This is a genomic window from Streptomyces sp. NPDC093568 (assembly GCF_044764945.1).
In the GTDB taxonomy this organism is placed as follows: Bacteria; Actinomycetota; Actinomycetes; order Streptomycetales; family Streptomycetaceae; genus Streptomyces.
Genome location: NZ_JBIWJD010000006.1, coordinates 197,709 through 213,497, shown reverse-complemented (window position 1 = coordinate 213,497; position 15,789 = coordinate 197,709). Strand labels below are relative to the sequence as shown.

Genomic DNA, 15,789 nt, shown 5'->3' with positions numbered 1-15,789 from the left:
CGTAACGAATCGGCCGTCAGGTGTTCCCGCCGTGGGGGAAGCGGTGGCGTGGGGGGAACTGACCCGCCGGGAGCCGCGAAGGGCCGGGACGCGGGGAGCAATGAAAGAGGTGTTCCCTCTCCGGCGGCGTGGGGCTGGAGGGAGGCCGGAGAGGGGGACGCGGGACGTCAGCCCAGCGCGGAACGGGACGGGACGACGACGCCGTACAGGTCGGCGATCGTCGCGAGCGCGGCCCGGTGGATCTGGTCGGCGGGCAGTCCGCCGGCGACCGACGGCAGCGGCCGCGTGGCGCAGGCGTCGGCGACCACGGTGGGCCTGTTCCCGCGCAGGAACGCGCCCTCGGCGGTGAACGTCACGCACATGTGCGTCATGAACCCGGCGATGACGAGGTTCTCGTTCCCGGCCCGGTCGACGAGGCTGCCGAGCTCGGTGTCCACGAAGGCGTTGGGGGCCTTCTTCACCACGGTCGGCTCTCCCGTGGCGGGCCTGACCGTGTCGTGGATCCGGCCGATCGGCCGGCGGATGTCGTAAGGGGTGCCCCTACCGCCGTCGTTGACGACGTGGATGACCTTCCCGCCCGCCGCCCGGGCCGCGCCGAGCAGCTCGGCCGCGGCGTCCAGGGCCGGCCGCCAGCCGTCCAGCTCCATCACGCCGCGGGTGTAGGTGTTCTGGTAGTCGACCATGATCAGGGTGGCGGAGGCGAGTGAAGCCGGCTGCTCGGCAAGGTCGTTGAGCTTGCGCAGCGTCGTCGTGCCCGAGGTGTCCGCGTCCGTGTCCGCCGCCTGCGCCGGGGTGTCGCCCAGGCGGGTGGCGCCGAACACCGCGGCGCCGCCGACGACTGCCGCACCACCGGCTCTCAGCACCCCGCGGCGGGACAGGCCGCTCCGCTGCCCGGGCACGTCAGGCCAGCTCCTTCGCGGAGGCGACGACGACGCCGTACGCGTCGGCGATGGCCGCCAGCGCGCTGCGGTGCAGCTCGTCGGCGGACACGTCCACGATCGAGCGGGTGGCGCACGCGTCGGCCGGGACGGTGGGCCTGTTCCCGCGCAGGGCCGCGGACGCCGAGGTGTAGGCGATGCACATGTGGGTCATGAACCCGGCGACGATCACGGTCTCGTGGCCGGCCCCGTCCACGAGTTCGCCGAGTTCGGTGCCGTGGAAGGCGTCCGGGGCCCGCTTGACGACCACGGACTCGCCCTCGACCGGCGCCATGGACGGGTGGATACGGCCGATCTCCGCGCCGATGTCGTAGGGGGAGCCCGCGCCGCCGTCGTGCTGGACGTGGATGACCGTGGCTCCGGCCGCGCGGGCGCGGGCGAGCAGGTCCGCCGCCGCTTCGAGGGCGGGCTGCCAGCCGTCGAGCTCCATCACACCGCGGGTGTAGGTGTTCTGGTAGTCGACGAGGACGAGCGTCGAGGACGCGAGGGCCGCGGGGGTGTCGTCGGCACCGCCGAGTTCGCGCAGCGTCTTGCTGGTCACAGATCTCCTCCAGGTTCCGGGAGTTGAAGGGTTCTCAGGCGCGTTCAACAACCTGTTGAACACACATGCGACGCTATGGCCGGAACCGGTGCGTCGGCAATGACGCGCTCTTTGCAGAAACCGACGCTCATGTCGGCGAGCGAAACAGGGGGTTATCAGGTGGGGACCGTGAACCGGTTGATCGTGATCGTGCTGTTCGAGGGCGTCGACCTGCTCGACGTCACCGGACCGCCGGAGGTGTTCTCCCTCGTCCCGCGCGAGACCACCGGGCGGGACGGCTACGAGGTCGTCCTGGCCGCCGAGACGAGGGAGCCGGTGCGCACGGCGGCCGGCGTGCGGATCCTGCCCGACGCCACGCTCCAGGAGGTCGCCGCGCGCGCCATCGACACCCTGCTGGTGCCGGGCTCGGTCGAGGTGGACGACGAACGCCGGGTCCACCCCATCACCGAACCCGGCACGGTGGCCTGGGTGAAGGCGCTGGCCGGCCGTTCCCGACGGGTGGCCTCGGTGTGCGTCGGCGCCCACATCCTCGCCGCCGCGGGCCTCCTCGACGGCAAGCGGGCGACCACGCACTGGTCGACCGCGCCGCGGCTCGCCGCCGACCATCCCGCGGTGACCGTCGACCCGGACCCGATCTTCATCCGCGAGGACGGCGAGGTGTGGACCGGCGCGGGGATCAGCGCCTGCCTGGACCTGTCCCTCGCGCTGGTCGCACAGGACTTCGGCGAGCAGATCGCGCTGCGGGTCGCCCGCCAGCTGGTGATGTACCTCAAGCGGCCGGGCGGCCAGTCGCAGTTCAGCGTCCCGCTGGAGCCGGTGTCCGCGACGCGGCGCATCGAGGACCTGCGGCTGCACATCCTGAACCACATCGACGAGCGGCTCACCGTCACCGACCTGGCCGCGCACGCCCACGTCAGCGACCGCCAGCTGACCCGGATCTTCAAGACCGAACTGGGGGTGACACCGCACGCCTACATCGAGTCGGCGCGGGTCGAACTGGCCGGCAACCTGCTGGAGACGACCGACCACACGCTTGAACGGGTGGCCTCCGCCTGCGGGTTCGGCACCGTCGACACCCTCATACGGGCCTTCCACCGCCGACTCGCGACGACGCCGAGCGAGTACCGGGCGCGGTTCCGGGGCCGGGGGTGAGGCGGCCCGGAGTGAGCGGCTGGAACCCTTGCCTAGAGCGCACTCCACGTCGCTAGCGTGCACTCCATGAAGTACACGCAGCTCGGACGCACGGGACTCAAGGTCAGCCGACTGGTCCTCGGCACCATGAACTTCGGCCCACAGACCGACGAAGCTGACAGCCACGCGATCATGGACGCGGCGCTGGACGCGGGCATCAACTTCTTCGACACCGCCAACGTGTACGGCTGGGGCGACAACAAGGGCCGTACCGAGGAGATCATCGGCAGCTGGTTCGCCAAGAACGCGGCCCACCGCGACAAGGTCGTCCTCGCCACCAAGGTCTACGGCAACATGGCCGCCGACGGCGAGGCGTGGCCCAACCACGACAAGCTGTCGGCGGTGAACATCCGCCGGGCCGTGGACGCCTCGCTCAAGCGGCTGCGGACCGACCACATCGACGTCTACCAGTTCCACCACATCGACCGGGCCACCGGCTTCGACGAGATCTGGCAGGCGATCGACGTCCTGGTCCAGCAGGGCAAGATCCTGTACGCCGGCTCCAGCAACTTCCCCGGCTACAAGATCGCCCAGGCCAACGAGGCCGCCGTCCGCCGCGGCGGCACCATCGGCCTGGTCAGCGAGCAGTGCCTGTACAACCTCTTCGAGCGCCGCGCCGAGATGGAGGTCATCCCGGCCGCGCGGGACTACGGCCTCGGCGTCATCCCGTGGTCGCCGCTGCACGGCGGACTGCTCGGCGGTGTGATCAAGAAGGAGGTCCAGGGCGTGCGCCGGGCGTCCGGGCGGGCCGCCGAAACCCTCGCCGACCCCGCCGCACGCGCGCGGATCCAGGCCTACGAGGACCTGCTCGACAAGCATGGTCTGGAGCCCGGCGAGGCCGCCCTGGCGTGGCTGCTCACCCGTCCCGGTGTGACGGGCCCGATCGTCGGCCCGCGCACCGCCGGGCAGCTGGAGTCCGCGCTGCGGGCGGCGGAGCTGGAGCTGAGCGAGGAACTGCTGGCGGGCCTTGACGAGGTGTTCCCGGGGCCCGGGCCGTCGCCGGAGGCGTTCGCCTGGTAGGCGGTCGCACGGGCACGGCGGTGGCCCTCGGTCACTTACCGAGGGCCGCCGCCAGCGCCACCAGAACGAACATCAACACAAGCGCACCGGCCATGATCCGGTTCCGGGTTTTCGGGTCCACGCCTTTGAGCCTAACCGGCGCCCGTGAGCGCCCATCGGGCGACCGCCTCGTACCGGGGCTGCTCGCCCGCGATCCCGGACGTCGGCAGCGTGCTGCGCACCAGGGCCAGGTCGTCCACCGTCCAGGTCCGGCTGGTGAACGTGTCGAGGGCGGCGACATACGGCCGTACGTCCACCGCCGCCCGGCTCCTGGCCACCGTCAGGTGGGGCTTGTAGCGCCGGTGCTCCCCCATCGGCACGCCGGCCTTGCGCGCCGCCGCCTCACTGCGGTCCGCCAGCAGCCGAAGGGTCGCCAGGTCCCCCTCGGCTCCCGCCCACAGGGCCCGCCCGTGCCCGAACTGCCCGCCGCGGCTCAGCGCCAGCGGGAAGGGCGGCGTACGGTGCGCGACGCGCTCCAGGCGGGCCGACAGATCGGGTACGAGGTCGTCGTCGACCTCTCCGTAGAACGCGAGGGTGAAGTGCCAGCCGGGGCGGCCGGTCCAGCGCAGCCCGTCCGCGCCCGGAAGCCTCCTCAACTCGGCGACCTCGGCGGCCAGTTCACGGGTGACGTCCTCGGGCGGCAGCACGGCGGCGAAGAGTCTCATGGGTCCAGCCTGGCATCATGAGGCGATGACGATCACCATCCGGGAAGGCGGACCCGGTGACATCCCCGCGATACTCGGCATGCTCGACAGCTGTGTGGAGTGGCTGGTCGCTCAGGGGCGGCCGGGGCAGTGGGGGACGCAGCCGCTGTCCCGGAGCCCGAGAACCGTGGAGTCGGTCACCCGGACCGTGGAAGAGGGCAGTGTCTTCATCGCCGAGGTGGACGGCGCCGCGGCCGCCTCCCTCACCCTCACCGGCTCCCCCGGCCCCTCCCTGTCCCACCTCCCGCCGCCCGGCGAGCCCGAGCGCTACATCCACTGGCTCGCCTCCGACCGCCGCTTCAAGGGCCACGGCGCGGGCAGCGCCCTGCTCGCACACGCCGCCGAGGTGACGCGGCGGGCGGGCGTCTCGCTGCTGCGGGTGGACTGTTACGCGGGGGACGACGGGAAGCTGGTCCGCTTCTACGAGAGCAACGGATTCGTGCGGACCGAGACGTACGCGGGCACGGACGGGTGGCCGGGCCAGGTGCTGGCCAGGCGCGTCTAGGGCGTGGGCCATGAGCGTGACCATGGCCACACGTGCCCCGGTCACCGTGCGTATCGTTGTACTGCGCGGCTGCACTTGTCCGAGTGGTGGCCGGGGAGGAGCGCCACGATGACCGTCCTTGAAGACAGGATCGCGATGGCCCAGAGCGACGACACGTACTGGCTCGACGACATGTTCGAGCGGCTCGAGAAGATGCCCGTCCCCGAGGGATACAAGGTCGAGATCGTCGAGGGGACCATCTACATGTCGCCGCAGCGGGACATCCACTGGGACACCATTCGCAGGATCGTCCGAGCCCTTGAAGACACATTCGGCATGGACGTCAAGGCGTTCTCGGACGTCCGCATCGACTTTCCCGGCCGCAAGAACGGTCTCGCCCCGGACGTCGCGAAGTTGCGCGACGGTGCCGAGAAGACCTCCGAAGGCCGCTGGCGCCACGAGGACGTCGAGTTCATCGCCGAAGTCATCTCCGCGGACACGGCCAAGAACGACTACGGCCCCAAGAAGACCGCATACGCCCTCGCAGAAGTCCCCGTCTATCTCATCGCCGACCCCTACACCGGCAAGTGCCGCCTGTTCACCCAGCCCAAGGAAGGCGACTACATGAGCGTCACGTCTGTCACCTACGGCGGCGACGTCGACATGACGACCACTCACCTTGGTCTCGTCCTCAAGACCGACAAGTTCCCCCGCGACTGACTCAGGTCACCGCCCCTACCCCACCGTCGCCAACTCCTCCCGCTCCCGCGGCATGAACCGCACCCGCGGATGTCCGCGGTTCCAGCCCACCGACAGCCGCAGACCCCCCACCCGGGCCAGTACCAGGGCGATCGTCACCGCTGCGGTCGCCGTGATCGCGCCGCCCACCGCCAGGCCCGCGCGGACGCCGTACGCGTCCGTGATCCAGCCGGCGATCGGTGCGCCCAGGGGCGCTCCGCCCATGAAGACCATCATGTACAGGGCCATCACCCGGCCCCGCATGCTCGGGTCGGTGGCCATCTGGATGCTGCTGTTGGCGGTGACGTTCACCGTCATGCCGAACATGCCGATCGGCGCCATGAGCAGGGCGAAGAGCCACAGGGACGGGGCGAACGCGGCCACGATCTCCATCGTGCCGAAGGCCACCGCCCCCGCCACCAGCACCCGCATCCGGGCCGTACCGCGCCGGGCCGCGAGCAGCGCGCCCGCCAGCGAGCCGACCGCCATCAGCGTGTTGAAGAGGCTGTAGGAACCGGCGCCCGCGTGGAAGACGTCGTCGGCGAAGGCCGAGAGGTAGACGGGGAAGTTGAAGCCGAAGGTGCTGACGAACCCCGCGAGGACGATGGTCCAGATCAGCTCGGGGCGGCCAGCGACGTACCGCAGACCCTCCCGCAGTTGGCCCTTGCCGCGCGGGGCGCGCTGCACCGGGTACAGCTCACGCGCCCGCATCAGCAGCAGCCCGGCGATCGGCGCGACGAACGACAGGCCGTTGGCGAGGAACGCCCACCCCGTGCCGACACCGGTGATCATCAGGCCGGCCACGGCGGGGCCGACCAGCCGGGCCGACTGGAAGTTGGCGGAGTTCAGGCTGACCGCGTTCTGGAGCTGGTCGGGACCGACCATCTCGGAGACGAAGGACTGCCGGGCCGGGTTGTCGACGACGGTCGCCAGGCCGACGGCGAGGGCGGCGAGGTAGACGTGCCAGACCTGGACGTGGCCGGTGAGCGTGAGGACGGCGAGCGCGACACCGGTGACCGCCATCGAGGTCTGGGTGATCAGCAGCGTACGGCGCTTGGGCAGGCGGTCGACGAGGACGCCGCCATAGAGGCCGAAGAGCAGCATCGGCAGGAACTGGAGGGCCGTCGTGATGCCGACGGCCGTGGCGGAGCCGGTGAGGCTGAGCACCAGCCAGTCCTGGGCGATGCGCTGCATCCAGGTGCCGGTGTTGGAGACGACCTGTCCGAGGAAGAACAGTCGGTAGTTCCTGACCTTGAGCGAGCTGAACATCGAGGACTTGCGGGGGCCAGGGGTAGTGGGGGTGGTCGGTGCGGGTGCGGAAGCTGCTCCGGGTCCCGAACTCAAAAGTGTTCGCCTCCTCGCGGTGACTGCTTACAGGTGTGCGAGCTTCTCCAGCACGGGGGCGGCGGCGCGCAGTTTCGCCCACTCGTCCTCGTCGAGGCCCTCGACCAGGGTGGCCAGGAAGGCGTTGCGCTTGCGGCGGCTCTCCTCGAGCATCGCCTCGGCCTGCTCCGTCTTCGTGACGACCTTCTGGCGCCGGTCCTCGGGGTGCGGCTCCAGGCGGACCAGTCCCTTGGACTCCAGCAGCGCGACGATACGGGTCATCGACGGCGGCTGGACGTGCTCCTTGCGGGCCAGCTCACCGGGGGTGGCCTTGCCGCACAGGGAGAGGGTGCCCAGGACCGACATCTCGGTGGGGCTCAGCGACTCGTCGACCCGCTGGTGCTTGAGCCGACGCGACAGTCGCATCACGGCGGAGCGCAGAGAGTTCACGGCGGCAGCGTCGTCGCCATGGGTAAGGTCCGACATGTTCTTTAGAGTAACTCATTACCCTGACTAAAGACCACCTGGTCCGATGTCACTCATCCGGGTGATCCGGTGGCGGAACGTGACACGCGGCACCGACGTGTGCAGCGACCCTCGTGTCCATGGGGACCAGCGTGCTCAGCCTGCGGATAGACCATGAGCTGCTCGAGCGACTCAAAGAGCATGCGGCGAAAAGAGGAATGAGCGTCCAGGACTACGTGGTCCGGACGCTCATCCGCGATGACTTCGACGAGCGGTTCCAGTCCGCCGTCGAGGAGACAGAGAAGTTCTACGGGCTTACGTGAGGGGGCTTACGTGAGACGGCTTACGTGAGACGGCTTACGTAAGACGGCTTATGTGAGCCCCAGCGCCGGCATCAGGTAGTAGAAGGCGAAGACCGCCGAGACGACGTACATCGCCACCGGCACCTCCTTGCCCCGCCCGGCGGCCAGGCGCAGCACCGCGAAGGTGATGAAGCCCATGCCGATGCCGTTGGTGATCGAGTAGGTGAACGGCATCATCACCATCGTCACGAAGGCCGGGATCGCGATCGTGTAGTCGGCCCAGTCGATCTCCTTGACGGAGTTCGCGAGGATCAGGAAGCCGACCGCCAGCAGCGCCGGGGTGGCCGCCTGCGACGGGACCATGGTGGCGACCGGCGTCAGGAACAGCGCCACGCCGAAGAGCGCGCCGGTGACGACGTTCGCGAAGCCGGTACGGGCGCCCTCGCCGACGCCGGCCGTGGACTCCACGAAGGCGGTGGTCGCCGAGGAGGAGCTGGCACCGCCCGCCGCGACGGCGAGGCCGTCGACGAAGAGGACCTTGTTGATGCCCGGCATCTGCCCCTGGGCGTCGGTCAGCTTCGCCTCGTCGCTGACACCCATGATCGTGCCCATGGCGTCGAAGAAGCAGGACAGCAGGACGGTGAAGACGAAGAGGACGCCGGTCAGCGCGCCGACCTTGTCGAAGCCGCCGAACAGGCTGACCTCGCCGATCAGACCGAAGTCGGGGCTGGCGACGGGGTTGCCGGGCCACTTCGGGGTCGTCAGGCCCCAGGACGGCACGTTCGCGACCGCCTCGATGATCACCGCGAGCACGGTCATCGTGACGATCGAGATGAGGATCGCGCCGGGGACCTTGCGGACGATCAGGGCGAGGGTGAGCAGCGCGCCGAGGATGAAGACCAGCACAGGCCAGCCGTTGAGGTGACCGTCGGCGCCGAGCTGGAGCGGGACCGTGGTCTGGGCGACGTCCGGGATGCGGGAGACGAAACCGGAGTCGACGAGGCCGATCAGCATGATGAACAGGCCGATACCGATGGAGATGGCCTTGCGCAGGCTGTAGGGCACGGCGTTCATGACGCGCTCGCGCAGCCCGGTGGCGACCAGCAGCATGACCACGAAGCCGGCCAGCACCACCATGCCCATGGCGTCCGGCCAGGACATCCGGGGCGCGAGCTGGAGCGCGACGACCGAGTTCACGCCGAGACCGGCGGCGAGCGCGATCGGCACATTGCCGATGACACCCATCAGCAGCGTGGTGAACGCCGCCGTCAGGGCCGTCGCGGTGACGAGCTGGCCGTTGTCCAGCTGATGGCCGTACATGTCCTTCGCGCTGCCGAGGATGATCGGGTTCAGCACGATGATGTACGCCATCGCGAAGAAGGTGGCGAGACCGCCACGGATCTCACGGGGCAGCGTGCTGCCGCGCTCGGAGATCTTGAAGAAGCGGTCGAGTGCGCCGTAGGCGGGCCCGGCTCCCGGCTGTTCAGGGGTGGGGGCCTTGGCAGGAGCCGAGGTGGACATGCTTTTGTTGTTTCCTACGAAGAGAAGTGGTCAGACACAAACCGTTTCAGTATGAACATATAAAGCCCCGAACGGCCATCTCCGCGCGTAGACCTGATCGCCTCGTAAGCTGTCCCCCATGGCCGGATTTTTCACGGGACCCATCAAGCACGAGGCACCCGAGCCCCTGGAGGGGCCGGTGGTCCCCACCATCGTGGGCGGCACGATCATCTGGTTCGTCCTCTTCCTCGTGCAGCTCCCGTTCTACGGCTGGTTCGACGACCACGGCCACACCTGGTGGGTGTGGACCTGCCTGGCCGGCGGCGGCCTCGGCCTGATCGGCATCTGGTACGTCCGCGGCCGCGACGCGGCCCTCAAGCGCGCCGCGGCCCTGGAAGCCGAGCGGGAAACCAGCGGCGAACCCCAGTCGCCCTGACGCCGCGCGCCCTACAACCAGGGCACGAGACCCTGTCCTCCCCAAGTCGGAACTTCCGCTCACTCAGCGGGTGAAGGCGTAAATCCGCACGTACCGTCGAATGCATGACGCATACCGACGCGGGCGCCCAAGTGGACTCATCGGTGCACCCCGCCTACGTCCCGGTGGCGACGAGCGGGCTCACCGCCGCGGAGGTGGCCGAGCGGGTCGCGCGCGGGCAGGTCAACGACATACCCGTACGCAGCAGCCGCTCGACGGTGGAGATCGTCCGGGCCAACGTCTTCACCCGGTTCAACGCGATCATCGGCGTGCTCTGGCTGATCATGCTGTTCGTCGCGCCGATCCAGGACAGCCTGTTCGGCTTCGTGATCCTCGCCAACACCGGCATCGGGATCATCCAGGAGTGGCGGGCGAAGAAGACCCTCGACTCGCTCGCGGTGATCGGCGAGGCCCGGCCCACGGTACGGCGGGACGGGCTCGCGGCCGAGGTCAGCACCTCCGAGATCGTGCTGGACGACCTGATCGAGATCGGGCCGGGCGACAAGGCCGTCGTGGACGGGGTGTGCGTCGAGGCCGACGGGCTGGAGATCGACGAGTCGCTGCTCACCGGTGAGGCCGACCCGGTCGTCAAACGGCCCGGCGACCCGGTCCTCTCCGGCAGCTTCGTCGTCGCGGGCGGCGGCGCCTTCCAGGCCACCAAGGTCGGCCGTGAGGCCTACGCCGCCCAGCTCGCCGAGGAGGCCTCCCGCTTCACCCTCGTCCAGTCCGAGCTGCGCTCCGGTATCTCCACCATCCTCAAGTACGTGACGTGGATGATGGTCCCGGCCGCGATCGGCCTGATCGTCACCCAGCTCGTCGTGAAGAACAAGGACCTCGACGACTCGATCGCCCGCACCGTCGGCGGCATCGTCCCGATGGTCCCCGAGGGGCTGGTCCTGCTCACCTCCGTCGCCTTCGCGATCGGCGTCATCCGGCTCGGCCGCAAGCAGTGCCTGGTCCAGGAGCTCCCCGCCATCGAGGGCCTCGCCCGCGTCGACACCGTCTGCCTGGACAAGACCGGCACCCTCACCGAGGGCGGCATGGACGTCACCGAGCTGCGCGCCCTCGGCGGCACCGACGAGGACTACGCCCGCAAGGTGCTCGGCGCCCTCGGCGAGTCCGATCCCCGCCCGAACGCCTCCCTGCAGGCCATCATCGACGCCTACCCCGACGCCGAGGACTGGCGCTGCACCGAGTCCCTGCCCTTCTCCTCCGCCCGCAAGTACAGCGGCGCCACCTTCAGCGAGGGTGACGGCGAGACCAGTACGTGGCTGCTGGGCGCCCCCGATGTGCTGCTGGCCGCCGACGACCCGGCCCTGGCCGAAACCGATCGCCTCAACGAGCAGGGGCTGCGCGTGCTGCTGCTCGCCCGCGCCGGCCGCGAGCTGGACGATCCCGAGGTGGCCGAGGGCGCCAAGCCCGCCGCCCTCGTCGTACTGGAGCAGCGGCTGCGGCCCGACGCCGCCGACACCCTGCGCTACTTCGCGGAGCAGAACGTCCGGGCCAAGGTGATCTCCGGGGACAACGCGGTGTCCGTGGGCGCGGTGGCGACCAAGCTCGGCCTGTCCGGCACCACGGTCGACGCCCGCACCCTCCCCCAGGACAAGGACGGGATGGCGACTGCCCTCGACGACGGCACGGTGTTCGGCCGGGTCACCCCGCAGCAGAAGCGGGACATGGTGGGCGCGCTCCAGTCCCACGGGCACACCGTCGCCATGACCGGCGACGGCGTGAACGACGTCCTCGCCCTGAAGGACGCCGACATCGGCGTGGCGATGGGCTCGGGGTCGGAGGCGACCCGGGCGGTGGCGCAGATCGTGCTGCTGAACAACAGCTTCGCGACGCTGCCGTCGGTGGTGGCCGAGGGGCGCCGGGTGATCGGCAACATCACGCGCGTGGCGACCCTGTTCCTGGTCAAGACGGTCTATTCGGTGCTGCTGGCGCTGATGGTGGTGTTCTGGCAGGTGGAGTACCCGTTCCTGCCGCGCCATCTGACCCTGCTGTCCACCCTCACGATCGGCGTCCCGGCCTTCTTCCTGGCCCTCGCGCCCAACAAGGAGCGCGCGAAGCCGCACTTCGTACGGCGGGTCATGCGGTACTCGATCCCGGGCGGCGTGGTGGCGGGGATCGCGACCTTCGGGACGTATCTGATCGCCCGGCACTACTACACGGGCGAGGGTTCGCTGGACGCCGAGACGAGCGTCGCCACCCTGACGCTCTTCCTGATCTCGATGTGGGTGCTGGCCATCATCGCCCGGCCGTACACCTGGTGGCGGGTCGCCCTGGTCGCCGCGATGGGTCTCGGGTTCCTGGTGGTGCTGGTCGTGCCGTGGCTCCAGGAGTTCTTCGCGCTGAAGCTGGTCGGGATGACGATGCCGTGGATCGCGGTGGGGATCTCGGCGGGGGCGGCGGTCGCCCTGGAGGTCGCTTGGAGGTGGGTCGACCGCCGGTTCCCCGACTAGGCCGTGTCCGACCTAGGGGCGGCAGTGACTACCGCACGTCGACGTAGTCACCCGCCGGAGTGGCCGCCGGAGTCGTCGTCGTGCCCGCGAAGGTGAAGCGGAAGTAGCCGTCCTCGGTGGCCGTGACCGTGGTCTTCAGATTGCCCGTGGCGTTGGTCTTGACGGTCTTCAGCGTCGTGTAGGTGTCGCCGTCCTTCTTGCGGAACTGCAGCTTCACCGGCTGCTCGACATAGCCGTTGTACGTGCCGCGGTCCCAGTTGGCACGGGACAGCTTGCCGGTGACGGTGATCGGCTTGCCCTTCTTCACCGGCTCCGGCGAGGCGTCGACGGTCAGCTTCGAGGCGCGCTGGACCAGCGTGGTGCCGCGATTGGCCTGGGTCTTGTAGCCGACCTTGCTGATGTCGAAGGTCTCGCCGGCCGGGTCCTGCCCGTTGAAGGCGGTCGCCTCGGCCGCGGCCCGCCAGGTGCCGGCGTCCGTGTTGAGCAGCTCGTGGGCGGCCGGGTAGACCTCGATCGTGCCCTTGCAGTCGGCGGTGGTCGCCGAGGTCGCGGTGCACTTGGCCGGCTTGTCACCGAAGAGCCTGTGGTCCGGCCGGAGGTCGGAACCCCGGTAGATGAAGGCGTCGGTGACGAAGTCGGCGGCCTTGATGTTCACGTCCGTGCCATGGGTCAGCGTGTAGGTCACGGCGGTGGAGACGCGGCCGGTGGTACCGACCTTGACCGCCTTGGCGATCTTGACGTTGGAGAAGCTGACGTTCAGGGCGTACGGCTCGCCCTCCGCCCGGACGGACGTGGCCTCGCGGACCTTGGCGACGTCCGGGTAGGAGGCGGCGGAGTCGTCGGCCTGGGCGGCCGGGACGGCGAGGGCGGAAAGGGCCAGGGCGCCGGAGACGGCGGCCACGGTGGCTCTGGTGCGCATGCGTTCCCCTGCTACGGAAAGGGGCCCCGCTGGTCACGTCGGGGCCCGGGTGATCGTGGAGCCTGATGACTCAAGTGATCAGATACGAGGCAGGCGTTGCGGGTTGTGCGGCCACCGCGGAACTTGCGTGAGCTTCGTCACGAACCCGCCGCGCACAACGGGAAGTTCGCGACGAATGCCTTTCCCCGCGCGGGCGAGGGCCGGCTCCGCGGCTCGGAGCCGGCCCTCTCGCACGGTGCCCGGGGTTTGCCCCTAGATCTTGGGCCACATGGTCTTACCGGCCGCCAGAGCGCCCTTGCCGTCGCCCGCGTACCAGCGCAGGTCTCCGGTGCCGGTCAGGGCGGCGAGATCGGCCTTCCCGTCGCCGTCGAAGTCGCCGCCGGCCAAGGCGCGCATGCTGCCCCAGGTCTTGTCGTGCCACATCGAACGGGCCTTGTCGAAGGTGCCGTCGGCCTTGCCCGCGTAGAGGTGGAGCGCTCCGTCGGCGGCGATGGCGGCGATGTCGTCCCGGCCGTCAACGTTGAAGTCGCCGGTGGCGATGTGCTTCTTCTTCCAGGTCTTGTCGGGCCACATGGACTTCTTCTGGTTGACCAGCTTGCCGTTCGCGTCCCGCTTGTACGTGTAGAGGGAACCGTCGGGCCACTGGAAGACGAGCGTGTCCCGGCCGGGCTTGCCGGTCCTGAGCGCGGCGACGGGCAGGCTGTTCTTCCAGGTGGCGTCCGTCCACAGGGGGTCGTGCTGCCAGCCGCCGGGCAGGCCGGGCAGGCGCTGGGTGGCCAGCGAGAGGCGGCCCTCCTTGTCGACCGAGATCGCCTCGAGGCGCTTGCCGTCCCCGAAGTCACCCGCGATGAGGTCCTTGTGCGTGGACCGGCCCAGAGCGCGCAGGGAGTCGCCGTACTGCAGGGTCGCGTCGGGGCGGCTGGAGAAGTAATGCGCGTACCCTCCGGTCAGCAGGGCCGCGATGTCCGTACGCCCGTCACCGTCGAAGTCGGCTGCCGTCATGGCGTCGGTCAGGTGCTTCTGACGCGTCGTCAACCGAACCTGCTGCACCCAGTCGGCGATGTCGTCGACACGAGTGGCGACGGCGCCGGTGCGGGTCTCGTCGGAGTTGAGGCATCCGCCGTCCCAGGACCGGGTGACCACGGCGACGACCCTGCTGTTGGAGTCGAGCACCGGGCCGCCGGCGTCCCCCTTGCACAGGGCGCTTCCCGGAGCGGAGGGCGAGATCGCAAGCGTCGTGGGGTTGACGAGATCCACGCCGAAGGAGCTGGCATGGGCCCGCTCGGGGACCCACTCCGCCTTGGTGCGGCCGTATCCCGCCCCCGTGAGCAGGCCGCCCTGGATCGGCGCGGTGCCGCTGACGTCGGCCGAGGCGATGTCGGGGAACGGCCCGTCCAGTGGGTTGGCCGCGGTGGTCACGTCGTCGAGGCGGGCCATGAGCAGATCGCGGCCGGGGTAGGGCACGATCTCGCGCACCCGCTGCTTCAGATCGGAGACACCCGGCACGGGCGCGTTGCCGTCGGCGGTGACCACCGCGGGCAGCGGTGGCGCGCCGCGGGTGAGCTCGGTGGCCTGCTGGGGGTCGGCGGCGAAGCAGCTGGCGGAGGTGAGGACCCACTGAGTGTCGACCAGGGTCCCGGAGCAGGCACGTTCCTTGTCGGTGCCGCCGGCGATGTGGACCTTGACCACGTACTGATGGTTTCCGTCCGCGACCTGGTCACCGACGACGGACTGGGCCGGGGCCGCGGCCAGCAGACCCGTCGTCAGACCGGTGGCCGCGACTCCGACGACCCACACCATGCGCGTCCTGCCTGGACGGGCGTCTTTCACGTTTCCCTCGAATCAGAATGTCGGCTTCCGCACGGTGCGCCCAGTGCGCGCCACGGTGCGGAGGAGCGGATGGAAGTGCGTTCCGCACGCGCCGGGCGTGCCGGTACGAACGGTGGCGGCTCGGCGGATCAGCCGGTCACTCGCAGCTCGACGAGGACCGAGGGGGCACCGCCCTCGCCCTCGCCGACGGACTCGAACCCACCCTTGGCGACGGTCACCGAGGTGGTCTTCCCATTGGCCGTCAGCTCGGCGCGGATCGGGTGGTCCGCGGCCTCCACGGCGAAGACCTGGGGCAGTTCCAGGGTGAGGCGGCCCGTCTTGGCCGTCGCCCTGAAGCAGTAGGTGCCGGCCCGGTTGACGGAGTCGTCCTTGCGCGTGAGCACACGGATCTGCTGGGCGGCGGGATCGCAGTCGGCCAAGAGAATGCGCCCGTCGCCCTTCTTCAGCCGGATTCCCTTTTCTGTGAGAATCCGGTCGGCGCCGGGATAGCCGTAGTCCTCGACCGCGACGGGCGGGGTCGAATCAGCCGGGGATTGCGGCGGATCGTCGGCCGAAGCGGCGGTAATTCCGGCCAGCGTGACACACGCGACCGCCATTCCGAAAACAACGAGATTTCGGGCACGGAAAGGCACCGAAGAGTCCCTTCAGGCACGGACCCTCGCATCGAGAGGCCCCCGCCGGGATGCGATGAAAAAAGTGGACATACGTGGGCCGCGACCGCGTACGGCCGCCAGATATACCCAGATCATCCGGCTGCGCACACGCGCAGCCGGCCCCCTTTACCCCCTGTAGATAAGAGCTCGCGGCACCCCCGGGCTGGTCAGGCCCCGCCGCAAAAGCAAAGTCGAGTCACAGAGT

The 15,789-nt window shown here is 69.7% G+C and carries 16 protein-coding genes; 7 read left to right on the top strand and 9 right to left on the bottom strand.

All coding sequences use genetic code 11. The features are described from left to right. Nucleotides 1-167: 167 nt before the first annotated feature. Together ACIRD7_RS24765 and ACIRD7_RS24760 are read right to left on the bottom strand one after the other, a co-directional pair. Nucleotides 168-803, bottom strand: coding sequence for a cysteine hydrolase family protein (locus ACIRD7_RS24765; RefSeq protein WP_403457494.1), 636 nt, complete (start codon nucleotides 801-803; stop codon nucleotides 168-170). A gap of 97 nt (nucleotides 804-900) precedes the next feature. Beyond that, a complete protein-coding gene (locus tag ACIRD7_RS24760; RefSeq protein ID WP_403456846.1) occupies nucleotides 901-1,479 on the bottom strand; it encodes an isochorismatase family protein in 579 nt (192 codons plus the stop codon). A 159-nt stretch (nucleotides 1,480-1,638) separates the two neighbouring features. On the opposite strand from ACIRD7_RS24760, the gene ACIRD7_RS24755 reads away from it, so the two are divergent. Together ACIRD7_RS24755 and ACIRD7_RS24750 are read left to right on the top strand one after the other, a co-directional pair. Further along, a complete protein-coding gene (locus ACIRD7_RS24755) occupies nucleotides 1,639-2,631 on the top strand; it encodes a GlxA family transcriptional regulator (RefSeq protein ID WP_403456845.1) in 993 nt (330 codons plus the stop codon). A 66-nt stretch (nucleotides 2,632-2,697) separates the two neighbouring features. Further along, the gene (locus ACIRD7_RS24750; RefSeq protein ID WP_403456843.1) at nucleotides 2,698-3,690 is read left to right on the top strand and encodes an aldo/keto reductase; all 993 of its coding nucleotides are present in this window, start codon (nucleotides 2,698-2,700) and stop codon (nucleotides 3,688-3,690) included. Between the two features lie 131 nt (nucleotides 3,691-3,821). Here ACIRD7_RS24750 and thpR read toward each other — a convergent pair whose 3' ends face one another. Beyond that, complete coding sequence (gene thpR / locus ACIRD7_RS24745) at nucleotides 3,822-4,394, bottom strand: RNA 2',3'-cyclic phosphodiesterase (RefSeq protein ID WP_403456840.1); 573 nt, start codon at nucleotides 4,392-4,394, stop codon at nucleotides 3,822-3,824. Between the two features lie 25 nt (nucleotides 4,395-4,419). Between thpR and ACIRD7_RS24740 the strand changes: the two genes are divergently transcribed. Together ACIRD7_RS24740 and ACIRD7_RS24735 are read left to right on the top strand one after the other, a co-directional pair. After that, the gene (locus ACIRD7_RS24740; RefSeq protein ID WP_403456836.1) at nucleotides 4,420-4,938 is read left to right on the top strand and encodes a GNAT family N-acetyltransferase; all 519 of its coding nucleotides are present in this window, start codon (nucleotides 4,420-4,422) and stop codon (nucleotides 4,936-4,938) included. A 108-nt stretch (nucleotides 4,939-5,046) separates the two neighbouring features. Beyond that, nucleotides 5,047-5,637, top strand: a complete 591-nt coding sequence (locus ACIRD7_RS24735; RefSeq protein ID WP_403456835.1) for a Uma2 family endonuclease — start codon at nucleotides 5,047-5,049, stop codon at nucleotides 5,635-5,637. Nucleotides 5,638-5,652: 15 nt separating this feature from the next. Here ACIRD7_RS24735 and ACIRD7_RS24730 read toward each other — a convergent pair whose 3' ends face one another. Continuing rightward, the gene (locus ACIRD7_RS24730; RefSeq protein ID WP_403456832.1) at nucleotides 5,653-6,924 is read right to left on the bottom strand and encodes an MFS transporter; all 1,272 of its coding nucleotides are present in this window, start codon (nucleotides 6,922-6,924) and stop codon (nucleotides 5,653-5,655) included. 102 nt (nucleotides 6,925-7,026) lie between these two features. Continuing rightward, on the bottom strand, nucleotides 7,027-7,464 hold the full coding sequence (locus ACIRD7_RS24725) for a MarR family winged helix-turn-helix transcriptional regulator (protein ID WP_093904463.1): 438 nt from the start codon (nucleotides 7,462-7,464) through the stop codon (nucleotides 7,027-7,029). Nucleotides 7,465-7,583: 119 nt separating this feature from the next. Here ACIRD7_RS24725 and ACIRD7_RS24720 point away from each other — a divergent pair, with 119 nt between their 5' ends. Continuing rightward, nucleotides 7,584-7,766: a ribbon-helix-helix protein, CopG family gene (locus tag ACIRD7_RS24720; RefSeq protein WP_030048376.1), complete on the top strand. Its 183-nt coding sequence runs from the start codon at nucleotides 7,584-7,586 to the stop codon at nucleotides 7,764-7,766. 48 nt (nucleotides 7,767-7,814) lie between these two features. Here the strand turns inward: ACIRD7_RS24720 and ACIRD7_RS24715 are convergent, their stop codons facing one another. Further along, nucleotides 7,815-9,266, bottom strand: coding sequence for an NCS2 family permease (locus tag ACIRD7_RS24715; RefSeq protein WP_403456828.1), 1,452 nt, complete (start codon nucleotides 9,264-9,266; stop codon nucleotides 7,815-7,817). A 118-nt stretch (nucleotides 9,267-9,384) separates the two neighbouring features. Here ACIRD7_RS24715 and ACIRD7_RS24710 point away from each other — a divergent pair, with 118 nt between their 5' ends. Together ACIRD7_RS24710 and ACIRD7_RS24705 are read left to right on the top strand one after the other, a co-directional pair. Then, nucleotides 9,385-9,681 (top strand): DUF2530 domain-containing protein, encoded by a 297-nt coding sequence (locus ACIRD7_RS24710; protein WP_403456826.1) that lies wholly within the window; start codon nucleotides 9,385-9,387, stop codon nucleotides 9,679-9,681. 104 nt (nucleotides 9,682-9,785) lie between these two features. Next, nucleotides 9,786-12,182, top strand: coding sequence for a cation-translocating P-type ATPase (locus tag ACIRD7_RS24705; RefSeq protein WP_403456823.1), 2,397 nt, complete (start codon nucleotides 9,786-9,788; stop codon nucleotides 12,180-12,182). A gap of 28 nt (nucleotides 12,183-12,210) precedes the next feature. On the opposite strand, the gene ACIRD7_RS24700 is transcribed toward ACIRD7_RS24705, so the two are convergent. The 3 genes from ACIRD7_RS24700 to ACIRD7_RS24690 all read right to left on the bottom strand — a co-directional run bounded on the left by ACIRD7_RS24700 (nucleotide 12,211) and on the right by ACIRD7_RS24690 (nucleotide 15,527). Continuing rightward, a complete protein-coding gene (locus ACIRD7_RS24700) occupies nucleotides 12,211-13,101 on the bottom strand; it encodes a hypothetical protein (RefSeq protein ID WP_403456822.1) in 891 nt (296 codons plus the stop codon). A 252-nt stretch (nucleotides 13,102-13,353) separates the two neighbouring features. Further along, nucleotides 13,354-14,901 carry an FG-GAP-like repeat-containing protein gene (locus ACIRD7_RS24695; RefSeq protein ID WP_403456821.1) on the bottom strand — a complete coding sequence of 516 codons (1,548 nt, stop codon included), beginning with the start codon at nucleotides 14,899-14,901 and terminating at the stop codon, nucleotides 13,354-13,356. Between the two features lie 158 nt (nucleotides 14,902-15,059). Beyond that, a complete protein-coding gene (locus ACIRD7_RS24690) occupies nucleotides 15,060-15,527 on the bottom strand; it encodes a hypothetical protein (protein WP_403456819.1) in 468 nt (155 codons plus the stop codon). Nucleotides 15,528-15,789: the final 262 nt, after the last annotated feature.